The sequence below is a fragment of the Halocynthiibacter namhaensis genome (assembly GCF_000812685.1).
Taxonomy (GTDB): Bacteria; Pseudomonadota; Alphaproteobacteria; order Rhodobacterales; family Rhodobacteraceae; genus Halocynthiibacter; species Halocynthiibacter namhaensis.
Genome location: NZ_JWIF01000041.1, coordinates 1 through 26,100 on the forward strand (window position 1 = coordinate 1; position 26,100 = coordinate 26,100).

Consider the following 26,100-nt stretch of genomic DNA (forward strand, 5'->3'; position numbering starts at 1 on the left):
CAGCATGTCTCTCATCTTTCTGCTCCCACGGGAACAGCCATCCTTTGAACGTTCCAACCAAGACTATCCGAGGCCGCCCATAGCTTTGCAGGCTTAAGCGATGCTGTTCACGGATGTGAGCCAGGATCACCATATCATCGCGTTGACGCTGGCTCATCGGGCGAACCCGCCACGCGCGAAAACCACGTGATGTGACCCGCATAACTTTGCACAGGAACTCAACTGGCCATTCTTCTTTCCAGGCGTCGATGAACGCAAATCTCACCGGCTTTGGCCTGCAAAGAAGATTGCCGCCTTTTTTAACACTTCCCTCTCCTCGCGCAGCAGACGGACTTCCTTGCGAAGCCGCGTGTTCTCCTTCTCAACGTCTTCATGCGGTCCTGACATCAGGTCATCGTGTTGATGCTGTTGAACCCATTTGTTCAGCGTCGAAAGCCCAACCCCTAAATCTGATGAAAGTTGAGGCCGCGTTAAGCCACTCGTCGCCGCCATGCGCACCGCATCACGCCGAAACTCGTCTGTGTATCTCTTTGCCATTCTCTATCTCCTTCATAGCAAACATTGCTCGAAAGAGACCGGAACTAAACCGCGACAAGACCAGAGAGACCGGAACTAAACCGCGACAAGACCATGTCAAAACTAGGTACTAATGTGGTAGCTAGCCCCAAATCCACCTCTGCCCGACTAGTTTTGTCTGCCATCACTGGCAGAATACGGTCACTGACGAAGTCGCTAATGATCGTTGATAGACCGTCATTGATCCTGATGGTATCGATCTCCCAAGAAATCGAATTGCGAACAAGTTTGGGTAAAATGGCTTTAATCTGTGCCATCAATTCAAGGATGTTCTCGTTTTCCTCGTCGATACCGATCCAAGTTACCCCCTCGTCCAGCAAGTCATGTACGTTATGGTCAAATGTTTGCCCCCTAAAATGACCGTGGTCGCAATCAAGCACCTGGACGATTTCAAGCATCAATCGCCGCTCTACATCTTCGTAGATCGCGGGTGATACATCATCCACTTCATCCGAAATCATTGCTCCGAAATAGCTCTTCAGGACTTGAGTGGACCGCTGAAGAGCAGCCTGAATGCGACCGTTCTCGACATCATTTAGAAGTGCATGCCCGACATGCTTCATGAGGGTCTTGCTTGCTTCTGACAAAGGCGTTGATGACGACGACGATGTATCGTTCAATTTGTCTGTCTTCTCAGCAAGCAATTGCAACAGCAGATGGTCGCGCTGCTCGTGAGTAAGGGATTCGAGTTGCTTTCTTCCCATTGATAGATTTGCCATGGTGTTTTCTCCTCTGGCGACTTTTCAAGTTCACCTGCCAGTGTTCTGGACAGATGATCCATCGAGCGAATGTTCTGGTCGCTGTTTGGACGCTTTATGGAGTAGACGGGGAAATCGGTGCTTGTATCAGAACAAATGAAACGCAGTTGTCCTGAACCGATCTTATCGTTGTTTACTTGGCCCTCTCTTCGACCAAGCTGTTGCGCCTGTCGCACTTATACTCTTTTTCCAAACGTCTTTCCATTTGCGTTCTTTGATGTCCATGTTGTTGTTTTTGTTGAAAAGTACTCGCGCTTTATCTTGTGTCAAGTGTGGGGGCCTATAACTCGGCGACTTTCGCATCTCACGTGAAAGCCAATCGAATGCCACTGAAAAAACCTCATCTTTTGACAGTTCGGGACGCCCTGATCGGGCGGAAATGTAGTTATCAACTGATTCGGAGTCAAAGATTAGAAACCGCGCAGGTATTTTGTTTGTGATCTTGCGGGGGACGAAACCATCATCATCAATGGTGCAACTCCCAGCATAGAGAACCTGCTCGGCTAGATTGCCCTTCCAATATCTGCTAGGTATTGAAACATCACTTCCATCATGTGCAAGGCCGATGATGGAAATCTCTGATTGCATCAGTGCCGTTCTTAACTTTTGCACGAGTTGGTTGAAACGCAAAGGCGCTTCCAACTCAGCTAAATGTTCGTCGGTCCGCTCGGATTTCAAAGCATCGGAAATTTCTGAAGCTGTGAGCTTGCCAAGCTCATCTTCTGATAGCGTTTCTGCCATCATTAATCTGGCACCTTCGACAGCAAGGCTTGAAACCGACTCGTCATATTCTTGATGCCGCCGCCTATATTCATCTTCACCATGCCAAGTTTTGGGAAACCATTCCTGAGCAAGTCTCTTAATACCTTCGTAAAACGTTTCATGACCTTCTGGAAAATGAGTCTGCGATGTTAGTTCGGGAAAATAATTTTGTTTCATTTCGTACTTTCTCTGAATGACGGGAACATGAATTTGCTTTAGTTTAGGCTATCACTTCAGTCGCGATTAGAAAACAAGCTACATGAAGGCCGTGATGCTCAGAAGTTGGCTACCCTAAAGCAACAGTGTCCGTAGAGCTATTACTTAACGAATAGGCCGATTTGCACGATAACGGTGTCCGCTTGCCTTATCTTTCCCCCACGGATGCCTCTGCATATGGTTAAAGGTCTTGTCGCTGGTCTTGATCGGTACCTGCATTACAAGTGCAGCCAGCTACGGGTTCACCTACCTCGCATCACTGGCTGAAGTGTCAGAGCGAACACCTGATGAACGTGCACGAGCGACAGCAGGATTATTCGTCTATGCATATTTCGGATTTTCGCTTCCTGTGATCGCATGTGGGGTGTTGGCAGATCGGTTTGGCTTGTTGGTTGCGATGGAAGTTTTCGCAGTTGTATAGATTATAGTCACCGTCTTGGTCGTTGTAGTTTGGAGGCGTCACTTACTGCCACATCAAAATGAACTCAGCCAACATCCACTAACTTGATGATCAACCCTACGGACAACTCAATGCATCGCTCACTATCTGAACGCATTGTCCGATTTGTGTATACTCGCAACGGACACACAAAATCCTCCATATAATGTACTTTTATACTTACCAAATCACTTATCGGACGTTACTGCTTAATCGGACAGTCATATAGGACGGGAGAGTGCAATTGGGTGAACTTATCGGATACGGTCGAGTTAGCAGCAGATCACAGTCATTGGACATTCAGATCGATGCGTTGACCACTGCTGGTGTCGCCAGTGAACATCTTTATCTGGAGAAGGCTTCTGGTCGAAAACGTGAAGGCCGTACGGCATTGGAAGACCTTATGGGCCGAGGTGTCCGAAAGGGCGATACTGTTGTGTGTACGCGGTTGGATCGGTTGGCCCGCTCAACACGTGATCTGTTGCAAATCGCCGAAACACTCGAAGCCAAGGGCGTGAACCTGAAAGTTTTGGAACAACCCATCGACACAACAACATCCGCCGGGCGACTATTCTTCACAATTCTCGCATCGTTCGGGGAATTCGAAGCAAGTATTCGTGCGGAACGACAACGGGAAGGCATCAATGCTGCGAAAGCAAAAGGATCGGATAGCCCATTCAAGGGAAGACCCGCGACGATTGATCCGGCGATCATTCATAGTATGCGCAATGATGGACTCACCCCGACCGCCATTGCCAAAGAGCTTGGGATCGCCCGTTCTTCGGTTTATCGATACTTGGGTGCCAATGACGTATAGCCGCGATAGAACGGTGGGGGATGTAAGATCATCTCTCACTACGTGACACAAACCTCATTATCGAAACAAATGGCACTGGTACTCCACTCAGATTAAGGATCGCCAAAAACACCCAAACCCCACCCATGGAAAAATCTTCTAAGGATGCATACGGTTGACTTGCACCTGAAACCACTAGCCAAAATCACTGAACGAGCCAAGGATAAGAACCAGAAAACAAAATATCATGCAAACTACGGCACCGATAAAAAGTGCTGTGGTAAATGGGGCGCTGAAGAAGTACATCATCATCCCTCCGATCATGACTGTACCAAAACTAAAAAGTGTAATAACCATGATTAATCTAGCTAAAACTTCTGCCAATATTGCGGCGAAGAACGAACGAACTTCCCCCATAAAGGTTAGTGACGCGCTGTTTTTTTGTGAATTTCGATTAGACATATAGTTTCTCTTCTAAAGGGTTGGTGGTGATATTATTGGTACATACTATCCAAATTCAACATCGCCTGATCCGCTAGAAATGGCACCACCGCAATCAATGGCGTCGCCAACACGGCCAACTGGCTTACCGCCGATAAAAACCGTCGCGGAACCAGCGGCCAATGCTCGTCCATGTGGTGGACATGTTGGGCATCCATGTGCGGCGAAACTATCTCCCACACAAACCGCAGGGATACCATTGATCTCGACACTGGTATTGCCCGAGGTCGCGGGGCTATCTGGGAAACATCCGTGACCCGATCCGATGTCGCCGATACGTGCTACTGCGGCCATATTATATTTCCCATTCTGTACCGGATATTTTCTGTTTCCAAATTTCGATCATTTCGTTTTGTTCTTCTGTTCGGTTCTGTTGCCGTTCTATGTGCGCCTTGAGAAACGCTGCAATCTGGGGTGAGGCGTTTGCGGCCATATTGACGGAAAGATCAACATCCAGCGCATCGCCTTTGGCAACGATCATGGCACAGATTGGCAGTGGTTTATTTTCTGCGAGTTTGACCAGTTCCAGAAGACTGTTGGTCGTCGGGAGTAGTGCCGGATTGATGAAACGTGCCGGGCGTTCATATTCTGGCAGCGGTTTGAGTGGAAAACCAGATGCTTCCCAACCCTCCCAAACCTGCGAGAGTTCCGCGTCTTTGCACCATGATAGGGCAACTGCACCGTAGACGGTCATGCCTGTAATTCGGCAAAGATTTGACCAAAGTTCGCTGGATGTTTCTGTAAGTGTTCCCAAAATTCCAGAATCTGTGTTGTTACATTTCCTCTTGGTATCGGGATCAGATTTGGCCCACATTTTGGCGTTCTGATGTAGAGCATACCAAACATCAATCAGACTCCAATCTGCTGTCAGAAAGGTCGCACCTTGCTTTGGATCGCATTGATTGGCATTTGGTTTCGGCTGAAATGGCATTTCTCAATAACCTTTATATGTACTTTTAGATTTTGGGACCTTTGGTCATGTCATTGAGCATTTCCTGGCATTCATTGATAAAGCCCGACATTCCTAAGGTCTGCTCCCACCAGTATTCCATATGCCAAAAATCGTCTTGCTTAAAACTCCATGCAAAATATTCATGCCCAAACTCAGCACTAGGAATCACAATACCAAAATAGGGACGTGTTCCACCAAGCCCCTTATCTGATGGAAATTGCCAAAAATGATATGGTGAGCCTGTCTCAAGTGTTAGCTCCATGTCAATCCAATCAACAAGAAATCCAGATGCTTTTGCCTCAGGATTTCTAACGAACCAGCAAAATTCGCCGTTGGAGATTTTATGGGCCTGACGGGTAGCTGATATGCCAAAATACAGGGAAGGCCCCCAAATAAAGGCACAGACGACAAATACATTTATTGTGAAGCGCATCATCATTTTATGTTAACAAAAGCCATTCGGGGTGACGTTGGGCGATATTGACCAAATCTTGTATTGTTACGTGTCTGCTCCGCAGGTACAGGTTAAATCCCTCTTCCGTTGCCGTTTGGTCTTTTATATCATCTGAACCTGTAATGTTATCAAGAACTTGCGCTACACTTGCTTGTTCAATAAGATGCTGAAGACCGAAGCCAGCATGTGCACCCATAAAGCCGTAGTGGATATTTGACCAAATATCATAGCGATAAACATGCCCCCTGTTTCCTAATCTATTCATTGATCCCCAATACGGATAAATCCGGGGTTTGTGATCCCATTCGCCTCCCCCTTCAAAGAACCATTCTTGAAATCTTTGAGTTTGTCGCTGAAACCAACCATGGTCGGGGTGGGGGTCTGCGTGAACAATATGCCCAAACCGATAATCTGCTTCATCGCGACTATCTAGTCCGATGTCAGTGTAGTTATCATGACCTCCGCTATTTTTCATTGGATCAAGTAGTTGACCGTCATCCATAGCAATGAAATCGTCGGATTCTTGGTTTAAATATTGGATAGTTTCTATTCTAGGATCATTTTGGTTGTTGTTCATTTCATTTACTGCAAATTGCACAACTGAATCGGCTATCTGAACATCAAATTCAATTACCATATCATCAGGTTTGATTGCTGCCGGGCGACTCTGCAAACCTGATGCAGAACCTTTATGTTTCCAGCTTCCTGAAATCAAACGAACTCTACCAACGCATAAGTTATTATGAAAATAAGGACTAGCAAGGGCTGCAATGCCATAGGGTTCAGCCCAAATGTGATAATTGAAAGCCCGTGCCCTGTATTCGTCTGCGGAAATGGCATGATACACGGTTCCACCTGATGCATCGGGGAGTCTGGTCGCATGTTCTGATGGAACAGCATAAAATCTTCCCACTTCAACAATGTGGTCGCTTGTATCGCTTGGATTTTCATCAAAATACGCTTTCAGCGTTATGTTGTCCGTATGTGATACGGGGTGTGCTGGATGCGCTGAAATGTTCAGGACAACCCAATATTTGGTTGGCATACTATAGTCCTCAGTTCAACTTTATTTTTGGTGCAGTTTGAGTAATCAACTCTTGCCCATTGATTGTAATGTTTGTTCCATCAATGGAAATATTCCCATCTGCATCCATGTCAAAACGACTTGCGCCGCAAACAAAGGAAATACTTTCACCAACAGTAACGTTTTTAGTTTTTCCAACGGTCTCACTCCACCGTTTTCCAGCATGAATACCTACAGATTTACCTCCAGTCATTTCGATCGACACACCTGCTGTTGTGTAGTGAGAAACGCCAACATTTGTAGCGGATACAGCACCAATGGTTTCTGTTTTTCCCTTCTCGACAACAATTGAGAGATTGCCCTCTCCAGGATTTAAGCCCGCTTTTACACCGAGACGTTTGGCAACATCACCTATGCCTTGAGTGAGCTTATTAAATGTACTGTTGACGATCTGACCAATGCCAGAAGGACCAACTGTGAGGGTCATATTTCCGCCAATTATTTCATTGTGGTTGTTTTGAACTTGTACGGCCTTGTTATGCCCCACACTTTGCACCCAATTGTTATCAATTCGCTCCGTGTGGTTGTGTAATGTCTTTTCATTTCTATCTTTCTGCGCATGAATAAAGACTTCCTCCTTCCCCGCTTCATCCTCAAACCTCAACTCATTAAACCCTTCACCCTTGTGGGTTTGGGACTTGATGGTCATCCGGGTTTTATGTTCGGGGAGTTTGTACGGGGGGCGGTTGGCTTCGTGATACATGCGACCGGAAATATACGGTTGATCCGCATCTGAATCAAAATATTGCACCACAACTTCTTGACCAATCCGTGGAATGGCGATGCTGCCCCAATTACCACCTGCCCAGTTCTGCGACACACGCATCCAGCAAGAGGAATGTTCCCCACGTTGTCCATCAGATTGACGACGTTCGGCATGGCGATCCCATGGAAGCCAAATGCGCACACGTCCCATTTCATCGGTGTAAATTTCTTCACCCTCAGGTCCAACAACAATCCCAATCTGTGATCCATCCATGACGGGTTTCGCAGGCACAGGGGGCCGATATGGCAAGCGTCCCGGCATGGTGGTGAATTGCGCTTCATAGGTCGTGGGTTCACTTGCTGGTGCGTCTTCCTGCAACGCCGCCGGTTGTTGGCCCGAATGGCTTACCGATAGCAGGAAATGCGAGATGTTGGCCTTCGCATCACCATGATCTGCAATCGAGAAATGGTACCCGGGGCACAGATGGATGTGATTGGTGACGCCCTGGCCTGTGGTGGCGTCAACACGTTCGGCTTCGATCCGATGTTTGGCAAAGTGCTTGCCCACGCCTTGTGGGTCTTTGTAACGCCCGGGAAAGTCATACAATGGGTACTGTGATGATGTTCCATTTTCTTCCTGCGCACTGCGACCTTGATTGAAGTTCCCGGCGGGGTTGCGGAACCAATATTCACCGAGTTCATAATCATTGGATCGCAGGCGTTCATGTTGTGAAAAACGACTGATCCAGAAACCACGGGATTGACCGCCGGGCATGTTATTATAGGTGACCGTTTCGGCATGGGGCAGAATGGGCGTCGCAAGTGGAGCATCTGTAAAGATCAAGCTATGCTGATCCTGCGAATGGGAATGCATGTAAAAGATGCCTTCCTCATTCAAAATACGGGTGATGAAGGCTAGGGTCCGTTCGCCCGGTATTTGGGTGCAATACTCACGGGGCTGGTGATCGCCTTCAATCAACCATTCAACGGTGCGGACATGATGTTGGGCCAATAGTTCCGTCGCGATTTCAACGACGCTTTTGTGTTGCCATATCTTACCGTCGGAAATATGGGCAAGCCGCGCCAATGCCGGGCGCAACACGAGGCTGTACATTGTGCGCCGCATACCTTGATCACCACGACTGGCTTCAAACACAATACCGTTGAGATATCTGACTTCGCTGTATTTGGAGAAAATCGCGAGACAAACTTGTGTGTCCATCAACTCATGCAGATCGATATCGGGATCATCGGATGACAAGTTGAGATGGATTTCAAATGGCGTGTTTACGGCCTCATTGGCGTCAAAGCTGACGACGGTAAAATCCCCGGCCTCGGTTTGAATTGCAAAAGCCAAATCTTGATCTTGCCCCAAGAGCTTTTGTGCAAGAGCGTGAAAATCACCATCCATAAAGAAATACATCCATTATTTGAGATACCTATCTGAGTGGCACTGCCCGGGCGAAACACCCGGACAGCAACTTCAACATTGATTAAGCCTGAATTGGGGCACGCCAATCGTCGGAACCGGAGGTGCCAGCCACAACATGTTCCCACATGATTTTGCGGTATGTCATCTTGATGTCAACCAATTGTGTGTAATCGGTCATCGCTGGGTCTTTGGCGTGCGGCATCGCAGTGTTGATGTCCACGATCAGCGCTTCTTCCAGTTTGGTCGTGAAGAAATGCACTTGCTCAGACGCTTGTGTGCGGTACCATTTTAGCTCAACATTGGTCAGAAGTTCACCTGTGACCAATGCGTTATACATCAGTGGTACAGCTTTGTTCAGTGAGCATGTGAAGGTAAATGGCTGGTGAATGCGCGTACCAGTTGGGTTACCGGATTGTGGGTCACGTGGCGTGATAACAGCGTGATTAAACGCCTGAACCATGATCTCGTCTTCATGGCCCGCCTGCCACTCATTTACGATTGAATCAAAGGTCGTCGCGCCTTGTGAGATGAGACCCTGGGTTTCCCCTTCGATGGTGAGGTAGGCTGGCATTGGCATGTGGATATGCTCCTGAATTTAGCAAATGGAACGATGTGAAATCACCGCTTGCCAAAACCATGCGTCAGGAGGCTGTGCAGAAAATATAGTTAATTTAACTTTTTCAAAAAGCACAAAAAATCACGTAACGAACTAATTACAAACAACAAACTGCCATTCAGTCCAAAACCAATCGGGCGAAATCTCGCCCGATTTTTCGACGCTCCGGGCGAGATTTCGCCCGATGGCTGTTTTGACGTGTTTTTCATGACGTAATGATTCGCATTTACGACGCGACGAAAAATGACCAAATTAAGTATGGGAACCCCTAGATGATATAATCAATGAGATCGCACGGTGTCTCCGTATACCTCGTTATTTCCGGTAGGGTCGTTCAGACGGAATTATTTCCATCTCTTCGTCTCCAGTAGGACTTAGATTTTGCACTATATCAGGCATCGAACGTGATGGGCAGCGTTCGTCCTCGGTAGTGACGAACTCCAGAAATCACTGGCGATGCGCGTCTAGCAGTAGCCCGACAATAACCCATTCACGGGCATTTCTGGACACATCAATGTTGTTTCCGGACACAATAAGAACCTTCGCGCCCACCACGAACATCCTATTGCTCTGATATTGCTATGTTAATTTTACGATTCACTTTGAGGAGGGTCGGATTCCAGGGTCGCCCACCATTTTCTATCTCATTGGAAAATATCAGTTAAGCTGATAATCCCCTCTTGGGGACCCCCATGTTTAGACACAAATCTCATGGATTTAGACACATGAAGCCACAAAATGGCTCTAAGAATGTTAAGCATCTAAAGAACAATAATGGGTCGTGGACCTATCGTCGCCGGGTACCAGAGCGGTACCACAAAACACTCGGGTTCAAAGTCTGGAACCGACCGTGTGGTGATGTGTCGTATCAACAAGCAGTGGTTATGGTCACCGACTGGGCAGTAGAAGATGACGCACTAATTAAGTCCCTAGACGACCCAACAAAGGCAGCGAAAGTACGGCAGGATGCAGAAACCGCCCATTGGGAGCCGTATGTCGAGCGGATACTGGAGGGCATTAAGGAGGAAAAAGATAACTCAGGAGCCTTATTTTGGCTTGTGGATGAAGATGGCAATGAGTCTCCGTATGATGGCGGCCCCATATATTCGCTGGAAAAAGCCAAAGATGACATTAAAGCAATTGATATCAATCCAGTCCTTGATGATGCCGAACGGCTCGTACGGTACCAGAACGTACTGAAAATTGGGTTTCAGGGACGCAAATTCAGCAAACATGGAAGCATCCTCTCTGCGATCACTGTTCACCCCTATCCCATCTTGGGGGCACACAGATATCGGTCGTTTGTGAAGATATTGGTTCGCTGCGTTTTTCTTTGATCTCGGGCGCGGCAGATTGTTGCGCATGATTGAGGCTTGCCGGAATGGTGTCGGTGTGTAACGTTCGTGGACATGGTTTCATCTGACTTCACCTCGATCCCCAGCAACGGAACGCAGCCTGTGATTGAATACTTTTATTCGGTTCATTCGGCCTTTGCTTGGATTGGCGCAAATCGCTTACAAGAGATTGCTGATCAGGCAGGGCGCAGGATTGTGCATAGGCCTTTTGACTTCATCCCGGTGATTACGGCGGCGAACGGTGGCACGTATTTGGATATCTCTGCGGAACGTATGAAATATTTCTTTGGGCGTGAAATTGACCGTTGGGCCGAGATGCGGGATCAGCCCTGCATCCACACGCGTCCGGTCTTTCATGATGAACCCCAAAACTTGGCTGCAGGCATGGTGTTGGCGGCGCAGACTGCGGGGCAAGATGTGAATGGGCTGTCGCGTGAAATCTTGGGTATGCATTGGCGTGATGATGGTAATATTAATGGGCGTGACGACCTGACGAGGGCGGCAAAAGCTGCGGACCTTGACCCGGATCCGTTGATTTTGGCGGCCCTTACCCCAGACGTTCAGGCGCAATTCAGGGCCTATACTGAGGAAGCAATCCAGCGTTCGGTGTTTGGTTCACCGACCTATGTTGTGGATGGAGATATGTTTTACGGGCAGGACCACTTGGAAATGGTGGAGCGCGCATTGCAGCGGCCTTTCCGACCCTCGCCGGCTTAGAAGACATAGAAAAGCGCGCCGGGAATACCAAGCGCGCTGTTCATATTTCGCGGATGACGTTACTCAGACAGAAGCTTGCCGTCTAGGCCGTCACGGATCAGTTGGATGCTTTCCTCAACACCATAAAGTGCGACGAAACCACCAAAGCGTGGGCCTTGGCTGGCACCGAGCAGAACTTCGTACAGGGTTTTGAACCAGTCGCGCAGCGGATCAAACCCGTGGTTTTTACCGATTGCGAAGACGATGGATTGTAGGAATTCATCAGAAGCATAATCGACGTCGGGCAGGGGGCTATCGTTGCCCATATCTGCGTTCTTCTTGGCAATCATCGCAAGCGCTGTGTCGGCATCGCCAAGGGCTGCGGCGAGGTCTTCCAATGCGGCGCGTTCTTGATCGGACGGGGCGCGGAAAACACGTTCTGGTTTCACAAAGGCATGGTAATAGGCAACAGCAAAGCCTGCCGCTTGATCCAGGTCAGGGTGCGTTTCAGCCGAAGCTTCGGGCGCATATCGCTGGATAAAGCCCCAAAGTTGGTCTTTTTCTTCTGCTGCGGATACGGCTGCTAGATTCAAAAGCATCGCGAAGGGAACTACCATGTTGGATTGGGGCACATCACCATTGTGGATATGCCAAACCGGGTTGTTCATTTGTGCCTTCAGATCTTGCGTGTGGAAGGCGCGCAGTTGCTGGTGATATTCGTCAACAGCCTTGGGGATCACATCAAAATGCATCCGTTTCGCTGTTTTCGGCTTGAGATACATGAAATATGACAGGCTTTCGGCGCTGGCATAGGTCAGCCATTCATCAATCGAAATCCCGTTACCAGAGGTCTTAGAGATCTTCTGACCATTGGCATCCAGGAACAGTTCATATGTAAAGTGATCGGGCGCGCGGTGCCCCAAGGTGCGGCAAATGCTGTCATAGATCGGCGTGTTGGTGCTGTGATCCTTGCCGTACATCTCAAAGTCGACGCCCAAAGCCGCCCAACGCGCGCCAAAATCCGGCTTCCATTGTAGCTTCACGTTGCCGCCGGTGACAGGCAGGGTCCATTCTTTGCCGTCTTCATCGTCAAATGTGATCGTATAAGTTTCTGCGCAGACCTTTTTCATGGGCACATACATCACGCGGCCGGTTTCCGGGTGGATCGGCAGGAATATGGAATAGGTCTGACGGCGTTCCTCACGCAGTGATTTCAACATCACAGCCATCACATCGTCATATTTATCAACGGCGCGCTTGAGAACCTCGTCGAACTGGCCGGATTTATAGAACTCTTTGGCGGAATAGAATTCATATTCAAAGCCAAAGGTGTCAAGGAAACGGCAGAGCATCGCATTGTTATGATCGCCAAAGCTTTCGTGCGTGCCAAATGGATCAGGCACAGATGTCAGCGGGCGCTGCAAATATTCTTCCAAAGCTTCCGGGTTCGGCACGTTGGATGGCACTTTGCGCATCCCGTCCAAATCATCCGAGAAACAGATCAGTTTTGTTGGAATGTCTGAGATCACTTCAAAAGCGTTCTTGATCATGGTTGTGCGCGCGACTTCTCCGAATGTCCCGATGTGGGGCAGACCTGAGGGGCCGTAACCCGTTTCAAACAGCACATAGCCCTTTTCCGGCGCACCCTTGGCAAAGCGTTTGAGCACCCGGCGGGCTTCTTCAAAGGGCCAGGCTTTGCTTTGCATCGCGGTATCGCGCAGATCAGACATCGTGTTCTCCATCAGGCCAATATGTTCAGGCCACATCACTAGGGGGCAACCCTGTGTCACCCGTTCGCCCGGTCTATTGTGCCGATGCAGCATAAGTCAAGAAATCGCAGGTGTTTGACCTATGATTCCACCGCTTTTTTCGTTTTATCGCCTGGAAACTGACGAAATTGTGTCAGCTACATTCACTTGGGGCAGTTGAACCTATGGCGCTGTGTCTCTATGCTGTCCGTTAGGTCAGAGACAGTTATTTATAAAGGACGCCAAATGTCTGAGCAGATCCCACATTCCTTTACCGCGCAGGATGCGTTGGTTGCGATTATGTTTGCCGAAAGCGCGTCTGATGAGAACATCGGCACACCTGAGCTTTTGACGATTGAACGTATCGTCAATCATTTGCCGATTTTTGCGCATTATGATGCAGATCGCTTGCGCGTTGTAAGCCAGACAGTGCTTGATCTGTTTTCCGAAGAAGACGGCTTGGACGCGTTATTTGGCCTTGTGAAAGATGCTTTGCCGGAAACTTTGTTTGAAACGGCTTATGCTTTGGCTTGTGATGTTGCAGCGTCTGATGGTCGCTTAAAAGAGGGCGAACTGCGGATGTTGGCTGAGATCCGGTATGAGTTGACGATTGACCGTTTGCATGGGGCGGCCATCGAGCGCGGTGCCCGTGCCCGTCATATGGTACTGCCAGCCTCTGCTGATTAAACGCATCTTACATCGTTACGTTTTAGGCCGCTCAATGAGCGGCCTTTTTCATTTAAGCCATTAAATCAACTCTTTGCGGATCTGCGGTGAGCGCGCGGTGGTCTCAGTCGGCGTTAACTGCTTGTTGGTACCTCTTTGAGTGTCAGGGACGTGCCTGTCCGAATGAAGCCGGACATCGCGGCCCTTCACGCAATGCGAAAGGGGTTTGCGATGAACAAAGCAATTACAGACGGGCTGGTCCTGATGCCGCCGCAATATTCGAACGGTCTTGATGTGTGGTCCTCTGGGGATGGGACCCCTGGGTCAGACACGTATGATGGCAGTGCAACGGCGGCTTTTGTGCCGGCGGATGCGGATTTCGGTGGATGCCTTGAGATTTTGAAGACAAGCGGTACGCAGAAACTGCGCTATACGGGCGAGACGCCAATTTTGCCTGGATGCTATCTGCAAATTAAAACGCGGATCAAAGTGATCAGTGGTGCATTGCCAAACGTACGGATTGCGGGCTGGGCGGGTCAGTCTGGTGGCGGTCATGTTGCGGGGCTGGCGGAGGTCGGGCCATCAACGACCATCACGTCACACGGCGATATCGTTGAGGTGCGCGCGATTGTTGGCACAGGCACGCGCGGTGGTGTGGACATGCCATGGGGCACCGCGCCGCTATATGGGCATTTTGGGTTGGATTTGACCGGCGCGAATGGTGCGGTTGTACGCATTGATGACATTCAAATTGAAGATGCCAGCGCTGTTTTCGCGAGCAAGCTGTTGGACAGTGTTGATGTCATTGATTATGGCGCGATCGGTGACGGTGTGACAGACAACGTTGACGCGTTTGAGGCGGCAGATACGGCGGCCAATGGGCGCAAGGTGATTGTCCCTGAAGGCGTTTACCATCTTGCGGATCACGTCACTTTTGAAAACCGCGCGCAGTTTACGGGCACGGTGGATATGCCTGTTGATAAGCGCCTGACCCTGACAAAGAACTATGACCTTCCGGCATATATTGATGCATTTGGCAATGAACTTGAGGCGTTTAAGCGTGCGATTGCGGTGCTGTTTAACTTTTCTGATCATGATTCATTGGATTTGGGGGGGCGCCAGATCACCTTAACGGAACCAATTGATGTTCAAGCTGTGGTTGGCAACAAAACAAACTACACGTCACGTCGTGTTATTCGAAATGGGATGTTGGATTGTGTGTCCTCGACCGCATGGGACGATGACGTGGTGACGTCTATTGCGACCTATTCCACATCAAATGATTTGACCCTGACCAATGTGGCAAATATTGCGGCTATTCCAGTGGGGGCGCGGGTTGCAGGGAATGGTGTCGGGCGTGAAATATACGTGCGTTCTGTAAATGTTGGTTCGCAGGAATTGACCTTGTCACAGCCGCTGTATGACGCGCAGGGCACACAGAACTTCACCTTTACACGTCACAAATACGCCCTTGATTTTAGTGGTTTCAACAAGCTCAGCCGATTTGTTCTGTCTGACATCGAATTCAAACTGTCGAACTTCGCCAGCGGGGTGTTACTTGCGACGGGGGGCTTTGTTTTCCAGTTTCGTGACTGTTTCTTCACGCACCCTAAAGACAAGGGCATCACGTCGCCGGGTATTGGTTGTCAGGGCATGTTGATCGATCGGTGCCAGTTCTTTTCTGCGGAGGGGGCTTTGCCTGCTCCAAGTCGGACCAGCATTGGGTTTAACTCAAACGCCAATGACAACAAAATCCGGGATAATCGCGCCACGCGGTTTGGGCACTTCGGCATTGTCAGTGGAACGGGTCACATGTTTGCCGGCAATCATTGGTTCCAAGGGGATGATTTTCCAGACAGTGTGCGTCAGGCGGGGGTGATCGTTTCATCGAGCAACTGTAAAACGTCGTTCGTTGGAAACTATGTCGACAACAGTTTCATCGAGTGGAGCAACGAATATGACAGTGCACCCGGTTTCAGCGCCGAGAGCTCTTTTGGTGGGTTGACGATTACGGGCAATATCTTCACAGCGAATGACACTGCTGATTGGTTCAATTGGATTGTTGTAAAACCATATGGCAGCGGACATTTTATCAACGGATTGAATGTTTCTGGTAATGTTTTCAAAAGTATCAACGGGAATGTTGATCAGGCCGACAACGTTGATGATAGCTTCGCAGGGCTTGATTTTTCGCGAACCCGCAATGTGCGCTGGGAAGGTAATACCTATACGGGGGTTGATAAGAAAACCCATAATCCGGCGATTGTTAAATATACGCAATTCTCAGACAGTGCGACGTGGACCGTCGATTTTGAACAACATCTTCCTTTTGGCGCACGCGCGCGCAATGTAACGGGGATCACGGCTGAAGGCCCGATCTTTGCGGGGGGATCACTGATGACAGGCATGCCTTACGCGAAGCCTGAGAAGGGGCCGGACAAAGACCAAGTTCAGATCGTATGGCCCCAAGCCTGTCGGGGGATCATCCAAGTTATTGCGCGGATTGATAACCCGATTTGATGCCATTTCCTTTGGGCTTGGCATGACCCAATATCGAATAAAGCAAAGGGGCGCTTTCGGGCCCCTTTGTCGTTTGCAAAACCTATTGTTGAAATGGTGGGGGGCCTGTGCCAGGCTTTAGGCAGGAGGTGACCATGCCAGAAACGACCCCAGCAAGCGTAACCATTAAGCCTAACGACACCCAAGATGTTCAGACCGTCATCACGACTTTTGAATGTTCACCCGCAACCTGCCAAGATTTGTTTGAAGCACTTGAAGACGCGTATGCGCAGTTTATTTCACACCAACCCGGATTTATCGGAGCTGGTTTGCATGTGAATGATGCTCAAACCCGGATTGCGAATTATTCCCAGTGGCAAAAACGTGAAGATTTTCAAGCGATGTTGCGCACCGATGAGATGCGCAAGCGTAATCGTGCGATGTCAGAGCTGTTCAAGGGGTTTGAACCCGTCATGTATGACGTTGGTGCGGTTTTTTAACCAGACTTGATGAGTTCGCCTTATCCCTCGGGATATTTGGCACGACAGCTGTGTTCCCAATCTTGGGTTTCTCGGCGTAATGCATCTAAACCCTTCGTAAGACGTGATAGTTTGCGTGTCTCTGTTGCGATATCAATCGGAACTGGCGTCTGTTCGGTATGATATCGCACTTCATCACAGCGATAGACCTGCTTGTCCTCATTCACGCATTCCTTCGCCACCGTATAGGGCACGGATTGTGTATGCACCGCATATCCTCGATTGATGTTTGCTTGGGTTTGTTGAATTTGACGTTCTTGTTGGCGCAGCTCTGATCCTGCTTGCGAGATGCATTGTTCATATGGGGTTGCGCATGCGGCCAAAGCCGACATTGCGGACAGTGCCATGATTGCGCGAGGGGAGAGTGTGTTCATTATGCTTGCCTTTGTTTCGATGCCACATTGATGCACCTGGGCGCATTGTTATGCAATAGCATCCAAGTTTTAGGCGGGCAGGGGTTAACCCCATGTCCGACACGATCATTTCCTAAAAAGCGAAAACCGCGCCCCCACTTCTGTTTCAGCTGAAATGGGAGATGGCATATGCAATGTCCGGTCGATGGTGCGCAATTGGTAATGACAGAGCGTTCCGGTGTGGAAATAGACTATTGTCCACAATGCCGTGGTGTTTGGCTTGACCGCGGAGAGTTGGATAAAATTATTGATCGCACCGCGTTTGAGGCAGCACCCACGCCAGAATTGCGAAACCCTGATCCGATGACGCCGCCGCCGCCGCCTGCTGCGGCGCAGGGCGGGGGTGACCGGGGCGTCTCCCACTATCAAGATGCGCCACGGGATGATCGGCGCGAAGATGGGTATCGTCGTTACGATGATGATGACCATCGGGGGAAAAAAGAAAAACCCTATCGCAAGAAAAAGAAAAGCCGCGTGGCTGATTTCCTTGAGGATATTTTTGATTTTTGAAGGAAATATGGTGTTGCTACTATTTGAACTTGAAAAGGGCCGCCTCTTGGGCGGCCCTTTTCAGTAACTGGTACTCGCAACTATGGCGGCGGCGGAGGTAGGGCTGGCGCGGGTGCAGCAGGTGCGTCATCTTCTGTGTTCGCATAGCCAAGACTGAAAATCCCCGCGGCTTGCACGAAATCATACCCAACCAGGATAGCGTTGTTGTCGCCAATATACCCAACGCCGATGTCAGCACCGAATGATTTTGATCCTGGGTAATAGGTGACACCCAGCCCGACAACGGCATCATCGCGTTGGTTCGATGACAAAATTTTCGCGGTGACACCGAACTGAGGTGAGGCGTTCCCTCCGAAAGCGATCGTACCCCCCAGCATGTAGGTCGGATCCGCAGCCGCTGTGTTTGCAATAAAACCTGTTGCTATAACGGTGGCGAGTAAGCGGTTTAACATAGTTTACTCCCGTAAATTTCGATGAAAACGATCTGACTCTTCAATATTTTACATGTATTTTCGAAAATACTGAATGAAGGAGGAAACTGTAGAGATTAGGGCGAGATACCGGCGAAAAAAAAGGCATTACCAAGTTGCTTGGCGGGCAGGCATCTGACGTAACAAGCTACTTTTTCTTTCCACGCCTCGCGCGCATCCCAGCTTTGCCAGACGTGGATCGACCACCGGCATTATGGGCATCTTCCACGGCGGCATCTATGGCGGATTGGCGGGCAAGCGGATCACTGGAAACGGCCAAGTCTACGGCTTCCAGGCGTTTGACTTCATCGCGCAGACGGGCAGCTTCTTCAAATTCGAGGTTCTCAGCAGCCTTGCGCATCTCATCCCGCAGCCCGTTCAAATGCGCTTCCAAATTTGCGCCATGCAGTGGCTTGTCAATGGTGGCCGTCACACGGTTCATGTCGACATCACCATCATACAACCCAGCAAGAACATCTTCGACGTTCTTCTTCACGGTGGTTGGCGTAATGCCATGTTCTGTATTATAGGCCATTTGTCGTGCGCGTCTGCGATCGGTTTCATCCATCGCACGTTGCATAGATCCGGTGATTTTATCCGCATACATAATGACGCGCCCTTCGGCATTCCGCGCGGCACGGCCAATGGTCTGAATCAGTGAGGTTTCTGATCGTAGAAAGCCTTCTTTATCCGCATCAAGAATAGCGACTAGGCCACATTCGGGGATATCAAGGCCTTCGCGCAACAGGTTGATCCCGACCAGAACATCAAAGGCCCCAAGGCGTAAATCCCGTAGGATTTCAATACGTTCCAACGTGTCGATGTCACTGTGCATATAGCGCACTTTGATGCCCTGCTCGTGCAAATATTCGGTCAGGTCTTCAGACATGCGTTTGGTAAGGGTCGTGACCAAAGTGCGGAACCCACCGGCAATCATTTTGCGCAGCTCGTCCAGCAGATCATCGACCTGGGTTTCAACCGGGCGGATCTCAATCATTGGGTCAAGCAGGCCCGTGGGACGGATCACCTGTTCAACGAAAACACCGCCGGTCAGTTCCAATTCCCAGTCTCTGGGGGTGGCCGACACAAACACGGATTGCGACCTCATTGCGTCCCATTCCTCAAACTTCAGTGGGCGGTTGTCCATGCAGGAGGGCAAACGAAACCCATGTTCAGCCAGGGTGAACTTGCGGCGATAATCGCCCCGATACATGCCGCCGATTTGCGGAACAGAAACGTGGCTTTCATCCGCAAAAACAAGCGCGTTGTCCGGCAAATATTCAAACAGGGTGGGGGGCGGCTCACCTGGGTTGCGGCCGGTCAGATAGCGCGAATAATTCTCGATGCCGTTACAATACCCCTGTGCCTCGATCATTTCGAGATCGAACTTCACGCGTTGTTCAAGGCGTTGATGTTCCAGTAATTTACCTTCGGCTTCGAATTGGGCCAAGCGCACGGCCAATTCTTCCTTGATGGACTTCACGGCTTGTATCAGGGTAGGGCGTGGGGTGACATAGTGGGAGTTCGCATAAACTCGGACCTTGTCCAACTCGCCGGTTTTTGCGCCCGTCAGCGTGTCAAATTCCGTGATTGCTTCTAGTTCGTCACCAAAAAAAGACAGGCGCCAGCCGCGATCTTCCAGATGGCTAGGCCAAATTTCCAAACTGTCGCCGCGCACCCGAAATGTACCACGTGAGAAGGCGTTGTCATTTCGTTTATACTGTTGCTCGATCAACCCGCGCATCATGTCACGTTGATCATATTCTTCGCCCGTCACCAGATCCTGTGTCATCGCGGTATAGGTTTCGGGGCTACCGATACCATAAATACAACTGACCGAGGCGACGATGATCACATCATCACGTTCCAACAGCGACCGTGTGGCCGAATGGCGCATGCGGTCAATCTGTTCGTTGATCTGGCTTTCCTTTTCAATGAACGTGTCGGAACGCGCGACATAGGCTTCGGGTTGATAGTAATCATAGAAGCTGACGAAATATTCGACGCAGTTTTCCGGAAAGAACCCTTTCATCTCACCGTAAAGCTGGGCGGCGAGGGTTTTGTTTGGCGCGAGAATGATGGCAGGTCGTTGGGTTTCTTCAATCACTTTGGCCATGGTGAAGGTTTTGCCTGTGCCGGTGGCCCCCAGCAGAACCTGATCACGTTCGCCGTCATGGATGGCTTGGCTGATCTCGCGAATAGCGTTGGGCTGGTCGCCAGCAGGCGAGAATTCCGAATGCAGCACAAACCGTTTGCCGCCTTCGAGCTTGTCCAGCACCCCACGTCCAGCACCTTTGGTTAAGCCAGTCGCAAGGCTGTTGTCAGTCGAGGGTTGGGCACCTGTCGCAGGTTCTGTTGTTGGCACGATCGAATTCCTCTGACGATTCCCTTGCAGATGGCATTTTTGTCCTCTTTTTGTTCTTTCGCAAGGGGAAGGGCGAAAAACACGCGCACATGTAGAAAAAGGTTAATAAAGTGTTTCGCCGTAAGCGAATAAATTGCAAAATAAATACAACTTATGGTAATTTTAGACTTGCGTGGTTAACCAACTTCATTTTAGATTACAGGTGCAAGCAGCAGAAACGGTTGCTAGATCGGGTGAACCACCCACCCACCCCTCACTCCCCATCCGATCTAGCAACCAATCTGCGCCTGCGCCCCCCTTAGCGTTGCTTTCGCCACTTGCACCCGAACCGGGTTTGGCGTTATCTGTGATGAAACGTGTTCCAGCCGAGGAGAGCCCATGCGCGCCCGTCTCTTTAAGCCCGCCCGCAACGCCATGCAGTCAGGCACAGCCAAAACTAAAAACTGGGTGTTGGAATTTGCACCGGCCTCCGCCCGTGAGGTTGACCCTTTGATGGGCTGGACGTCTTCTGACGATACGCAAAGTCAAGTTCGCATGTCTTTCGAAAGCAAAGACGCAGCGCTTGATTATGCTAAGTCAAGCGGCGTTGATGTGACCGTGCAGGATCCCAAAACACGCAAGCCTGTTATTCGTCCCAACGGCTATGGCGAGAACTTCGCAACCCATCGCCGCACAGTCTGGACGCATTAAGCGTGTAAAGTGGGGCAAAGTTGTCACGAAGTTGGTGCGAGGACCCCGCGAAACGCCGTCCATAATGATAACTGAGGTGCCCACTGGGCACCTTTTTGCATCGAGACCCCACCAAATGCGCCGTGATTTCCATATATGCGGGGCAAGGTCAGTAAGGCGTCTAGCTCGCGCAATGTTGGCCGACGATCACGGCTGCGAGCTTTTCCTGTTATACTCAAGCGATTGCAAACGACAAAAGCGTCTTTCATTGCCTGTTGTTCTAGTTCCATGCCCCAAGCGGGGCGGGCAAGTGCAAATACGGCTCCAAGGTGTGAGAGATAGTTTCCGACTGTTGATGGGGCTCTGTTTGTGTTAATTTCCTTAGCGAAGGCAACGAAATCGTGGCTTTGAATATCGGCACATTCCATGCCTGCGATGTCGTATTCGCAGATGGGTCGCAAGATCTGTGCTTTGGTTCGCCCGACCTCTTTGACGCTTTCGGTTGTATAGCGATCAATTGCATCGGCAAGGGTTTGCCCGCAATTCTTGATGGCTGAAAGGTTTTCCCCGGCAGCACCCATTTCTTTCATCCGTTTTTTCAGCCACGCATTTGCTGTAGGTTTTCTGTCAAAACTTCGTGCTTCGCGGTGAATCCATTTCCCTTTTCTTTTGATTACGATCTGTGCGAGATAAGCGATAGAGCCGTCTTTGCGTTTGCGTTTGCGTTCAATGATGTGAGCCGTACTGGAACAACTTTTGTTGCCCCAGTGGTGCACAATAGGATGAAATGAGCGATAATTCGCATAAAATAGGCATGTAGAAAAAACGAGAACATGAGCGAAAACATAAATACTACAAAGGCTTGCAGAGCTGCGCGCCTCTCTGTGGCACCCATGATGGATTTGTGCGACTGATCATAACACTCTGTTATATAAGTGTTTTTAAGGGGCGATTTCGGAGTGTAGCACATATGTAGCAATCGTCCCTACCTGATGGTGAAGCCGTGCTTCACGTGTTTGATGATGCCGCATTCTTGGTTCTGCGGCAAGTGAGGGCACCGAGCCAAAACCATATGTCGCTGATTGGCGTTTTGCCGATCCCGGTCGCGGAATGTCCCTTTTATTTGGGGGCAACTTATGGAATCATCCCAAAGATCCATATCATGGCGATTTCAAAGAAAGACTACGTTGGCAAATTCTCGATCGGCTTTACCCAACTTCGGACCTTCGTCGGGTGAAAGAACTCCTCCTTTTCTCCTCCGCATTCACAAGCTGGGGCATGTCGACATTTTCAAGAAGGGCCCGGATTCAAGTCTTGATCAGATTGTTCAGCGATGGATGAAAGTCAGTAGTGCATTGTTGGCTAACCAGGTGGAGACCATATTTGACGACACGCTCAACAGTCTTGCCGAATTGGCTCTGATGGAACGTGAACTTCCAGAAACCTTTCCTGATATAGAAGCAATGCGTCCGTTCCTCAGACCACATCCTGTCGGAAAACTCCCGGGGCTTACTCCCTGGCCGGCGACGCGTCATCTTTATGTGGCTAAGGACTACGAAGATCTCCGAGAGGTGATGGCAAGCCAGCCCGTCGAGGTTAGCGCAGTAAAAAATCACAAATTCCTCGACTATCTTCAGCTGGGGGAAACCGATGGAGATATCAGCGAAAGTTTTGATCTGAAAACCCTACGAGCGCACCTCAACAGGGATGAGCCCGACAATCGTGATGATGGATTCATTGACTTAAGATTGTCTGACCTGGGAACGCGATTGATTTCCAGTGAGGGCGAGATCAGAGTGCTCCAAATTCTCATTCCTGCAGATGAGACCACCAACACATTGATAACCCGGCTGGCAGGGCTGATGGACGCTCCCGGGAATGGGTCACACTACAAGGTCGCGCATTTCACGACACTCAGCAAAGATGCCGAGGGGAATGACCAGGTCAAGACTTCCTTCTTACTGGTTGACAGCGAGGACCTTATCGACGCATCGATTGGGTGGAGCCCGAAACCAGGGGGGCATCCCCTGTTGTCCGAGGAGCAGGCCTCTGTTGGTGAATGGGCAAATGCCAAGCTTTTCAAGCCCCTGGGCACCAGGTCTCTTTTGCAGATGGGGCTTCCAGCGTACTTCGAATTTCAGCTCGATGCGGTGGAAGACAATATCTTCGACGGAGCCGGCCGACGACTGATTGAAGAAACGCAAGACACGGGCGCTTCAACAAGGAAGAAAACACCTCGTGCCTACAAGCCCAAGATGTTCAAGCTCGTGCGCGCCCTACGTTATCCACGCAGGGAGCTTGTTCCAGAAGAAATTGGATTTGAAGCAAGGGGTTCGTCTGGATCTCCACGAAAGGAACCAGATACCCAGGTTTCGGTCAAAGGATTTTGGCGGCGTATTGGAGAGGGGGCGATTGGGCGAGACCCTAATGGCAACCCCGTAATAGGAAGAACCTAGGTTACTCCCCATATGCGATGGGGGGACAAGCCGCCAGGTCTTGGGTTGCCATATGCGAAGGAACCCTTGATGCCACATGTGACTGATCCGCGTCGCAAATCCAATTCTTCGTCGTGAAGTAAGTGAGCTGAGTTCGGCTGGGGCTATGTCCGAAACTCGGTTCATATATCACAGATTCTCTACTCTGTTCTGGACAGCAAGAGATCGGCCTCACGGATAGTCTTATCTGCTTCATGTGCCGTACATCTGGCCTTAATGTAGAAAACACATCTGGGTTTCGATCTGGGCAGCTTGAGTGGCGATTTTGCCTGTCTGGCCTGTTGCTGGCGCAGGTCAGGGTGAATGACCGGGCCCAGTTTTGGGTTACTATCCATCAACGGAAACACAAATCTCTCATCTAAGAATGGAACATTTATGCCGGGGCAGCGCCATGTGCCCCGGCTTGGCCATTACGGTATTAGAACACAGAGGCCAAAAGAGCGCCCGCCTCGCGAATCGCAGCCAGTTTATCGTCCAGCGCAACTTTGGCAGCTTTGAACTGCTTCAAACGATAAGCCAGGTTCACATATTCAATGACTTTTTGATCGTGTTCCCAGACCAAATCGACATCTTGCGAGAATGCTGCATCGCCTTTGCCTTCGCGGATTTCGTTGAGAGACTTGCGAATTTTTTCTTCCATGAGCTCAACGAGTTCTGCATCGACAGTTTTGAAGCCGTTTCGGGCCTGAAGTGAATGAAGGGCTCCGAGAATGACAGATTTGTTGGTGCCGCTTGGAACCAGAGTACTGTCCAGCCATTCATTGGCCAGCAGTCGACCAAGAACCAGTGTTTCGAGTGTCATCTCGTGCACTTTACGTTCGATTTCGATGTGCATTAAAATCTCCTATGGATCTGAGGCCGCAAAATGCGACCTCTCAAGACGCCAGGTCCGAGGAATGTGGATCCGGCGCGGTTCGGCCGGTCGATTAGGCCGCCAAACGAAGGGACAATGCAGCGCTCAATTCTACTTCTTCCAGCTTTTGCATTTCATCCTCGAGTTCATCACTGAGAGCGCAGATGTCTTCAACAATGGGCGAAGCTGGGTCGAGGTCAGCAAAACACGCAGCCTCAATGGTGTCGTCGTGATGGACATTTTGAAGAGTTAGCAACGCATGAAGGTCGAGAAGCAGATGGCCGAGCCGGCGCGTCATGACGAGCGTGGACGCGATCTCATCCAGGAGCGTTTTCGCATTACGCAATGCTGGGCGACCGCCGAGTAAAAAAGCAGCATTTTGCACGGCTTCAGAATGTGATGCCATGAATGCACGCATGCTGAACATGGTATCGTTGGAAAGGTCAAACATATTGTTCTCCTATGCAGCGCCCTTGCGATGATGCTGAGGGCTTCAAGACGGCTTGTGGTTTTCCTTTCATGTGCGCGGCTTCGGTTTTGAGAGGCTGCTCTCTCTCGGTTCATGGCGGGGCAGGGTGTTTCTTTCGGGGTTCACACCGAAATCCTGAAAAAACACCTGCCGCCGTCAGCGTATCCTATTTGAATTCAAACAATTCGGGGCCCCCTTGGTTGGCTACCTTTTGTAACTCGGCTTGTCCTTTTATTCGTTGGGCCATCGACAAGGCGTCACCCTGATAGGCTTGGGCTGTCGTATGGTTCCGCTGACCGCAGGATGCCATCGCCATGTCTGTTCCTGCTTGTCCCATTTGGACTCCCATGCCCTCGTTCAAAGGCATGCCGCTCAGGGTCGCGCGATCCTGCTGGCCGGGGTCGCAGCGCAATGTGATCGCCGCGGCGGAGGCTTTGTGCGCGCGATCGACAAGGTCGAAGGCCTGCCAGGCGTCCTCCAACGTGGTCATCCGAGGCCGCCCATAGCTTTGCAGGCTTAAGCGATGCTGTTCACGGATGTGAGCCAGGATCACCATATCATCGCGTTGACGCTGGCTCATCGGGCGAGCCCGCCACGCGCGAAAACCACGTGATGTGACCCGCATAACTTTGCACAGGAACTCAACTGGCCATTCTTCTTTCCAGGCGTCGATGAACGCAAATCTCACCGGCTTTGGCCTGCAAAGAAGATTGCCGCCTTTTTTAACACTTCCCTCTCCTCGCGCAGCAGACGGACTTCCTTGCGAAGCCGCGTGTTCTCCTTCTCAACGTCTTCATGCGGTCCTGACATCAGGTCATCGTGTTGATGCTGTTGAACCCATTTGTTCAGCGTCGAAAGCCCAACCCCTAAATCTGATGAAAGTTGAGGCCGCGTTAAGCCACTCGTCGTCGCCATGCGCACCGCATCACGCCGAAACTCGTCTGTGTATCTCTTTGCCATTCTCTATCTCCTTCATAGCAAACATTGCTCGAAAGAGACCGGAACTAAACCGCGACAAGACCAAAGAGTGTCAATTACTAACGGAAGTGAACTGGGTAGGCC

General features: G+C 50.1%; 29 protein-coding genes and 1 pseudogene. 10 read left to right on the forward strand and 20 right to left on the reverse strand.

Annotated features, from left to right (window positions below; translation table 11 throughout):
* The 4 genes and pseudogenes from RJ38_RS06700 to RJ38_RS06715 form a co-directional block, all read right to left on the reverse strand.
* Positions 1-265: pseudogene (locus RJ38_RS06700) on the reverse strand (hypothetical protein); the annotation flags it as partial.
* Positions 262-537: an IS3 family transposase gene (locus RJ38_RS06705; protein ID WP_039016955.1), complete on the reverse strand. Its 276-nt coding sequence runs from the start codon at positions 535-537 to the stop codon at positions 262-264. The gene RJ38_RS06705 and the pseudogene RJ38_RS06700, both read right to left, overlap by 4 nt.
* Before the next feature lie 44 nt (positions 538-581).
* Positions 582-1,295 (reverse strand): hypothetical protein, encoded by a 714-nt coding sequence (locus RJ38_RS06710; RefSeq protein WP_039018121.1) that lies wholly within the window; start codon positions 1,293-1,295, stop codon positions 582-584.
* Between the two features lie 162 nt (positions 1,296-1,457).
* Positions 1,458-2,273 carry a hypothetical protein gene (locus RJ38_RS06715; RefSeq protein ID WP_039018122.1) on the reverse strand — a complete coding sequence of 272 codons (816 nt, stop codon included), beginning with the start codon at positions 2,271-2,273 and terminating at the stop codon, positions 1,458-1,460.
* Positions 2,274-2,502: 229 nt separating this feature from the next.
* Between RJ38_RS06715 and RJ38_RS06720 the strand changes: the two genes are divergently transcribed.
* Together RJ38_RS06720 and RJ38_RS06725 are read left to right on the forward strand one after the other, a co-directional pair.
* Positions 2,503-2,733: a hypothetical protein gene (locus RJ38_RS06720; RefSeq protein WP_039018123.1), complete on the forward strand. Its 231-nt coding sequence runs from the start codon at positions 2,503-2,505 to the stop codon at positions 2,731-2,733.
* A 262-nt stretch (positions 2,734-2,995) separates the two neighbouring features.
* Entirely contained in the window at positions 2,996-3,568 is a 573-nt protein-coding gene (locus RJ38_RS06725) for a recombinase family protein (RefSeq protein ID WP_039018138.1), read from the forward strand.
* 174 nt (positions 3,569-3,742) lie between these two features.
* On the opposite strand, the gene RJ38_RS06730 is transcribed toward RJ38_RS06725, so the two are convergent.
* The 7 genes from RJ38_RS06730 to RJ38_RS06760 form a co-directional block, all read right to left on the reverse strand.
* On the reverse strand, positions 3,743-4,009 hold the full coding sequence (locus tag RJ38_RS06730; RefSeq protein WP_039018124.1) for a hypothetical protein: 267 nt from the start codon (positions 4,007-4,009) through the stop codon (positions 3,743-3,745).
* Between the two features lie 45 nt (positions 4,010-4,054).
* Positions 4,055-4,342 (reverse strand): PAAR domain-containing protein, encoded by a 288-nt coding sequence (locus RJ38_RS06735; protein ID WP_039018125.1) that lies wholly within the window; start codon positions 4,340-4,342, stop codon positions 4,055-4,057.
* 1 nt (position 4,343) lies between these two features.
* On the reverse strand, positions 4,344-4,979 hold the full coding sequence (locus tag RJ38_RS06740) for a hypothetical protein (RefSeq protein ID WP_039018126.1): 636 nt from the start codon (positions 4,977-4,979) through the stop codon (positions 4,344-4,346).
* A 25-nt stretch (positions 4,980-5,004) separates the two neighbouring features.
* Positions 5,005-5,436 carry a hypothetical protein gene (locus tag RJ38_RS06745; RefSeq protein ID WP_156121783.1) on the reverse strand — a complete coding sequence of 144 codons (432 nt, stop codon included), beginning with the start codon at positions 5,434-5,436 and terminating at the stop codon, positions 5,005-5,007.
* A gap of 4 nt (positions 5,437-5,440) precedes the next feature.
* Complete coding sequence (locus RJ38_RS06750; protein ID WP_039018128.1) at positions 5,441-6,499, reverse strand: polymorphic toxin type 44 domain-containing protein; 1,059 nt, start codon at positions 6,497-6,499, stop codon at positions 5,441-5,443.
* Between the two features lie 10 nt (positions 6,500-6,509).
* Complete coding sequence (locus tag RJ38_RS06755) at positions 6,510-8,654, reverse strand: type VI secretion system Vgr family protein (protein WP_162183555.1); 2,145 nt, start codon at positions 8,652-8,654, stop codon at positions 6,510-6,512.
* An 82-nt stretch (positions 8,655-8,736) separates the two neighbouring features.
* The gene (locus RJ38_RS06760; protein WP_039018129.1) at positions 8,737-9,252 is read right to left on the reverse strand and encodes an Hcp family type VI secretion system effector; all 516 of its coding nucleotides are present in this window, start codon (positions 9,250-9,252) and stop codon (positions 8,737-8,739) included.
* Positions 9,253-10,016: 764 nt separating this feature from the next.
* Here RJ38_RS06760 and RJ38_RS06765 point away from each other — a divergent pair.
* Together RJ38_RS06765 and RJ38_RS06770 are read left to right on the forward strand one after the other, a co-directional pair.
* Entirely contained in the window at positions 10,017-10,628 is a 612-nt protein-coding gene (locus RJ38_RS06765; protein ID WP_156121784.1) for a hypothetical protein, read from the forward strand.
* 120 nt (positions 10,629-10,748) lie between these two features.
* Positions 10,749-11,363 carry a 2-hydroxychromene-2-carboxylate isomerase gene (locus tag RJ38_RS06770; RefSeq protein WP_039018140.1) on the forward strand — a complete coding sequence of 205 codons (615 nt, stop codon included), beginning with the start codon at positions 10,749-10,751 and terminating at the stop codon, positions 11,361-11,363.
* A 59-nt stretch (positions 11,364-11,422) separates the two neighbouring features.
* On the opposite strand, the gene RJ38_RS06775 is transcribed toward RJ38_RS06770, so the two are convergent.
* Positions 11,423-13,072 carry a lysine--tRNA ligase gene (locus RJ38_RS06775; protein ID WP_039018141.1) on the reverse strand — a complete coding sequence of 550 codons (1,650 nt, stop codon included), beginning with the start codon at positions 13,070-13,072 and terminating at the stop codon, positions 11,423-11,425.
* A 264-nt stretch (positions 13,073-13,336) separates the two neighbouring features.
* Between RJ38_RS06775 and RJ38_RS06780 the strand changes: the two genes are divergently transcribed.
* The 3 genes from RJ38_RS06780 to RJ38_RS06790 all read left to right on the forward strand — a co-directional run bounded on the left by RJ38_RS06780 (position 13,337) and on the right by RJ38_RS06790 (position 16,755).
* The gene (locus tag RJ38_RS06780; protein ID WP_039018131.1) at positions 13,337-13,777 is read left to right on the forward strand and encodes a tellurite resistance TerB family protein; all 441 of its coding nucleotides are present in this window, start codon (positions 13,337-13,339) and stop codon (positions 13,775-13,777) included.
* Positions 13,778-13,987: 210 nt separating this feature from the next.
* On the forward strand, positions 13,988-16,276 hold the full coding sequence (locus RJ38_RS06785) for a hypothetical protein (RefSeq protein WP_039018142.1): 2,289 nt from the start codon (positions 13,988-13,990) through the stop codon (positions 16,274-16,276).
* Positions 16,277-16,410: 134 nt separating this feature from the next.
* On the forward strand, positions 16,411-16,755 hold the full coding sequence (locus RJ38_RS06790; protein WP_052245248.1) for an antibiotic biosynthesis monooxygenase family protein: 345 nt from the start codon (positions 16,411-16,413) through the stop codon (positions 16,753-16,755).
* A gap of 20 nt (positions 16,756-16,775) precedes the next feature.
* Here the strand turns inward: RJ38_RS06790 and RJ38_RS06795 are convergent, their stop codons facing one another.
* Positions 16,776-17,168, reverse strand: coding sequence for a hypothetical protein (locus RJ38_RS06795; RefSeq protein WP_039018132.1), 393 nt, complete (start codon positions 17,166-17,168; stop codon positions 16,776-16,778).
* Positions 17,169-17,336: 168 nt separating this feature from the next.
* Here RJ38_RS06795 and RJ38_RS06800 point away from each other — a divergent pair, with 168 nt between their 5' ends.
* Positions 17,337-17,717: a TFIIB-type zinc ribbon-containing protein gene (locus RJ38_RS06800; protein WP_039018133.1), complete on the forward strand. Its 381-nt coding sequence runs from the start codon at positions 17,337-17,339 to the stop codon at positions 17,715-17,717.
* A gap of 80 nt (positions 17,718-17,797) precedes the next feature.
* Here the strand turns inward: RJ38_RS06800 and RJ38_RS06805 are convergent, their stop codons facing one another.
* Together RJ38_RS06805 and uvrB are read right to left on the reverse strand one after the other, a co-directional pair.
* A complete protein-coding gene (locus RJ38_RS06805; RefSeq protein WP_039018134.1) occupies positions 17,798-18,169 on the reverse strand; it encodes a hypothetical protein in 372 nt (123 codons plus the stop codon).
* A 166-nt stretch (positions 18,170-18,335) separates the two neighbouring features.
* Positions 18,336-20,465: an excinuclease ABC subunit UvrB gene (gene uvrB, locus RJ38_RS06810; protein ID WP_052245252.1), complete on the reverse strand. Its 2,130-nt coding sequence runs from the start codon at positions 20,463-20,465 to the stop codon at positions 18,336-18,338.
* Between the two features lie 465 nt (positions 20,466-20,930).
* On the opposite strand from uvrB, the gene RJ38_RS06815 reads away from it, so the two are divergent.
* Complete coding sequence (locus RJ38_RS06815) at positions 20,931-21,242, forward strand: ETC complex I subunit (protein WP_039018135.1); 312 nt, start codon at positions 20,931-20,933, stop codon at positions 21,240-21,242.
* 23 nt (positions 21,243-21,265) lie between these two features.
* On the opposite strand, the gene RJ38_RS06820 is transcribed toward RJ38_RS06815, so the two are convergent.
* Positions 21,266-21,802: a hypothetical protein gene (locus RJ38_RS06820; RefSeq protein WP_156121786.1), complete on the reverse strand. Its 537-nt coding sequence runs from the start codon at positions 21,800-21,802 to the stop codon at positions 21,266-21,268.
* Between the two features lie 606 nt (positions 21,803-22,408).
* On the opposite strand from RJ38_RS06820, the gene RJ38_RS06825 reads away from it, so the two are divergent.
* Positions 22,409-23,677 (forward strand): hypothetical protein, encoded by a 1,269-nt coding sequence (locus RJ38_RS06825; RefSeq protein WP_156121787.1) that lies wholly within the window; start codon positions 22,409-22,411, stop codon positions 23,675-23,677.
* A gap of 457 nt (positions 23,678-24,134) precedes the next feature.
* On the opposite strand, the gene RJ38_RS06830 is transcribed toward RJ38_RS06825, so the two are convergent.
* The 4 genes from RJ38_RS06830 to RJ38_RS06845 all read right to left on the reverse strand — a co-directional run bounded on the left by RJ38_RS06830 (position 24,135) and on the right by RJ38_RS06845 (position 25,998).
* On the reverse strand, positions 24,135-24,551 hold the full coding sequence (locus RJ38_RS06830; RefSeq protein ID WP_039018137.1) for a hypothetical protein: 417 nt from the start codon (positions 24,549-24,551) through the stop codon (positions 24,135-24,137).
* A gap of 91 nt (positions 24,552-24,642) precedes the next feature.
* The gene (locus RJ38_RS06835; protein ID WP_052245250.1) at positions 24,643-25,020 is read right to left on the reverse strand and encodes a hypothetical protein; all 378 of its coding nucleotides are present in this window, start codon (positions 25,018-25,020) and stop codon (positions 24,643-24,645) included.
* 184 nt (positions 25,021-25,204) lie between these two features.
* Positions 25,205-25,726 carry a hypothetical protein gene (locus RJ38_RS18055; RefSeq protein WP_052245251.1) on the reverse strand — a complete coding sequence of 174 codons (522 nt, stop codon included), beginning with the start codon at positions 25,724-25,726 and terminating at the stop codon, positions 25,205-25,207.
* Entirely contained in the window at positions 25,723-25,998 is a 276-nt protein-coding gene (locus RJ38_RS06845; RefSeq protein ID WP_039017620.1) for an IS3 family transposase, read from the reverse strand. The genes RJ38_RS18055 and RJ38_RS06845 overlap by 4 nt, the downstream gene beginning before the upstream one ends.
* Positions 25,999-26,100: the final 102 nt, after the last annotated feature.

Excerpts from the sequence above, each read along its gene's own strand:
- RJ38_RS06705 (WP_039016955.1), bottom strand. The coding sequence starts at position 537 with ATGGCAAAGAGATACACAGACGAGTTTCGGCGTGATGCGGTGCGCATG.
- RJ38_RS06710 (WP_039018121.1), bottom strand. The coding sequence starts at position 1,295 with ATGGCAAATCTATCAATGGGAAGAAAGCAACTCGAATCCCTTACTCAC.
- RJ38_RS06715 (WP_039018122.1), bottom strand. The coding sequence starts at position 2,273 with ATGAAACAAAATTATTTTCCCGAACTAACATCGCAGACTCATTTTCCA.
- RJ38_RS06730 (WP_039018124.1), bottom strand. The coding sequence starts at position 4,009 with ATGTCTAATCGAAATTCACAAAAAAACAGCGCGTCACTAACCTTTATG.
- RJ38_RS06735 (WP_039018125.1), bottom strand. The coding sequence starts at position 4,342 with ATGGCCGCAGTAGCACGTATCGGCGACATCGGATCGGGTCACGGATGT.
- RJ38_RS06740 (WP_039018126.1), bottom strand. The coding sequence starts at position 4,979 with ATGCCATTTCAGCCGAAACCAAATGCCAATCAATGCGATCCAAAGCAA.
- RJ38_RS06745 (WP_156121783.1), bottom strand. The coding sequence starts at position 5,436 with ATGATGCGCTTCACAATAAATGTATTTGTCGTCTGTGCCTTTATTTGG.
- RJ38_RS06750 (WP_039018128.1), bottom strand. The coding sequence starts at position 6,499 with ATGCCAACCAAATATTGGGTTGTCCTGAACATTTCAGCGCATCCAGCA.
- RJ38_RS06755 (WP_162183555.1), bottom strand. The coding sequence starts at position 8,654 with ATGGATGGTGATTTTCACGCTCTTGCACAAAAGCTCTTGGGGCAAGAT.
- RJ38_RS06760 (WP_039018129.1), bottom strand. The coding sequence starts at position 9,252 with ATGCCAATGCCAGCCTACCTCACCATCGAAGGGGAAACCCAGGGTCTC.
- RJ38_RS06765 (WP_156121784.1), top strand. The coding sequence starts at position 10,017 with ATGAAGCCACAAAATGGCTCTAAGAATGTTAAGCATCTAAAGAACAAT.
- RJ38_RS06775 (WP_039018141.1), bottom strand. The coding sequence starts at position 13,072 with ATGTCTGATCTGCGCGATACCGCGATGCAAAGCAAAGCCTGGCCCTTT.
- RJ38_RS06780 (WP_039018131.1), top strand. The coding sequence starts at position 13,337 with ATGTCTGAGCAGATCCCACATTCCTTTACCGCGCAGGATGCGTTGGTT.
- RJ38_RS06785 (WP_039018142.1), top strand. The coding sequence starts at position 13,988 with ATGAACAAAGCAATTACAGACGGGCTGGTCCTGATGCCGCCGCAATAT.
- RJ38_RS06790 (WP_052245248.1), top strand. The coding sequence starts at position 16,411 with ATGCCAGAAACGACCCCAGCAAGCGTAACCATTAAGCCTAACGACACC.
- RJ38_RS06795 (WP_039018132.1), bottom strand. The coding sequence starts at position 17,168 with ATGAACACACTCTCCCCTCGCGCAATCATGGCACTGTCCGCAATGTCG.
- RJ38_RS06800 (WP_039018133.1), top strand. The coding sequence starts at position 17,337 with ATGCAATGTCCGGTCGATGGTGCGCAATTGGTAATGACAGAGCGTTCC.
- RJ38_RS06805 (WP_039018134.1), bottom strand. The coding sequence starts at position 18,169 with ATGTTAAACCGCTTACTCGCCACCGTTATAGCAACAGGTTTTATTGCA.
- RJ38_RS06815 (WP_039018135.1), top strand. The coding sequence starts at position 20,931 with ATGCGCGCCCGTCTCTTTAAGCCCGCCCGCAACGCCATGCAGTCAGGC.
- RJ38_RS06820 (WP_156121786.1), bottom strand. The coding sequence starts at position 21,802 with ATGGGTGCTGCCGGGGAAAACCTTTCAGCCATCAAGAATTGCGGGCAA.
- RJ38_RS06830 (WP_039018137.1), bottom strand. The coding sequence starts at position 24,551 with ATGCACATCGAAATCGAACGTAAAGTGCACGAGATGACACTCGAAACA.
- RJ38_RS06835 (WP_052245250.1), bottom strand. The coding sequence starts at position 25,020 with ATGTTTGACCTTTCCAACGATACCATGTTCAGCATGCGTGCATTCATG.
- RJ38_RS06845 (WP_039017620.1), bottom strand. The coding sequence starts at position 25,998 with ATGGCAAAGAGATACACAGACGAGTTTCGGCGTGATGCGGTGCGCATG.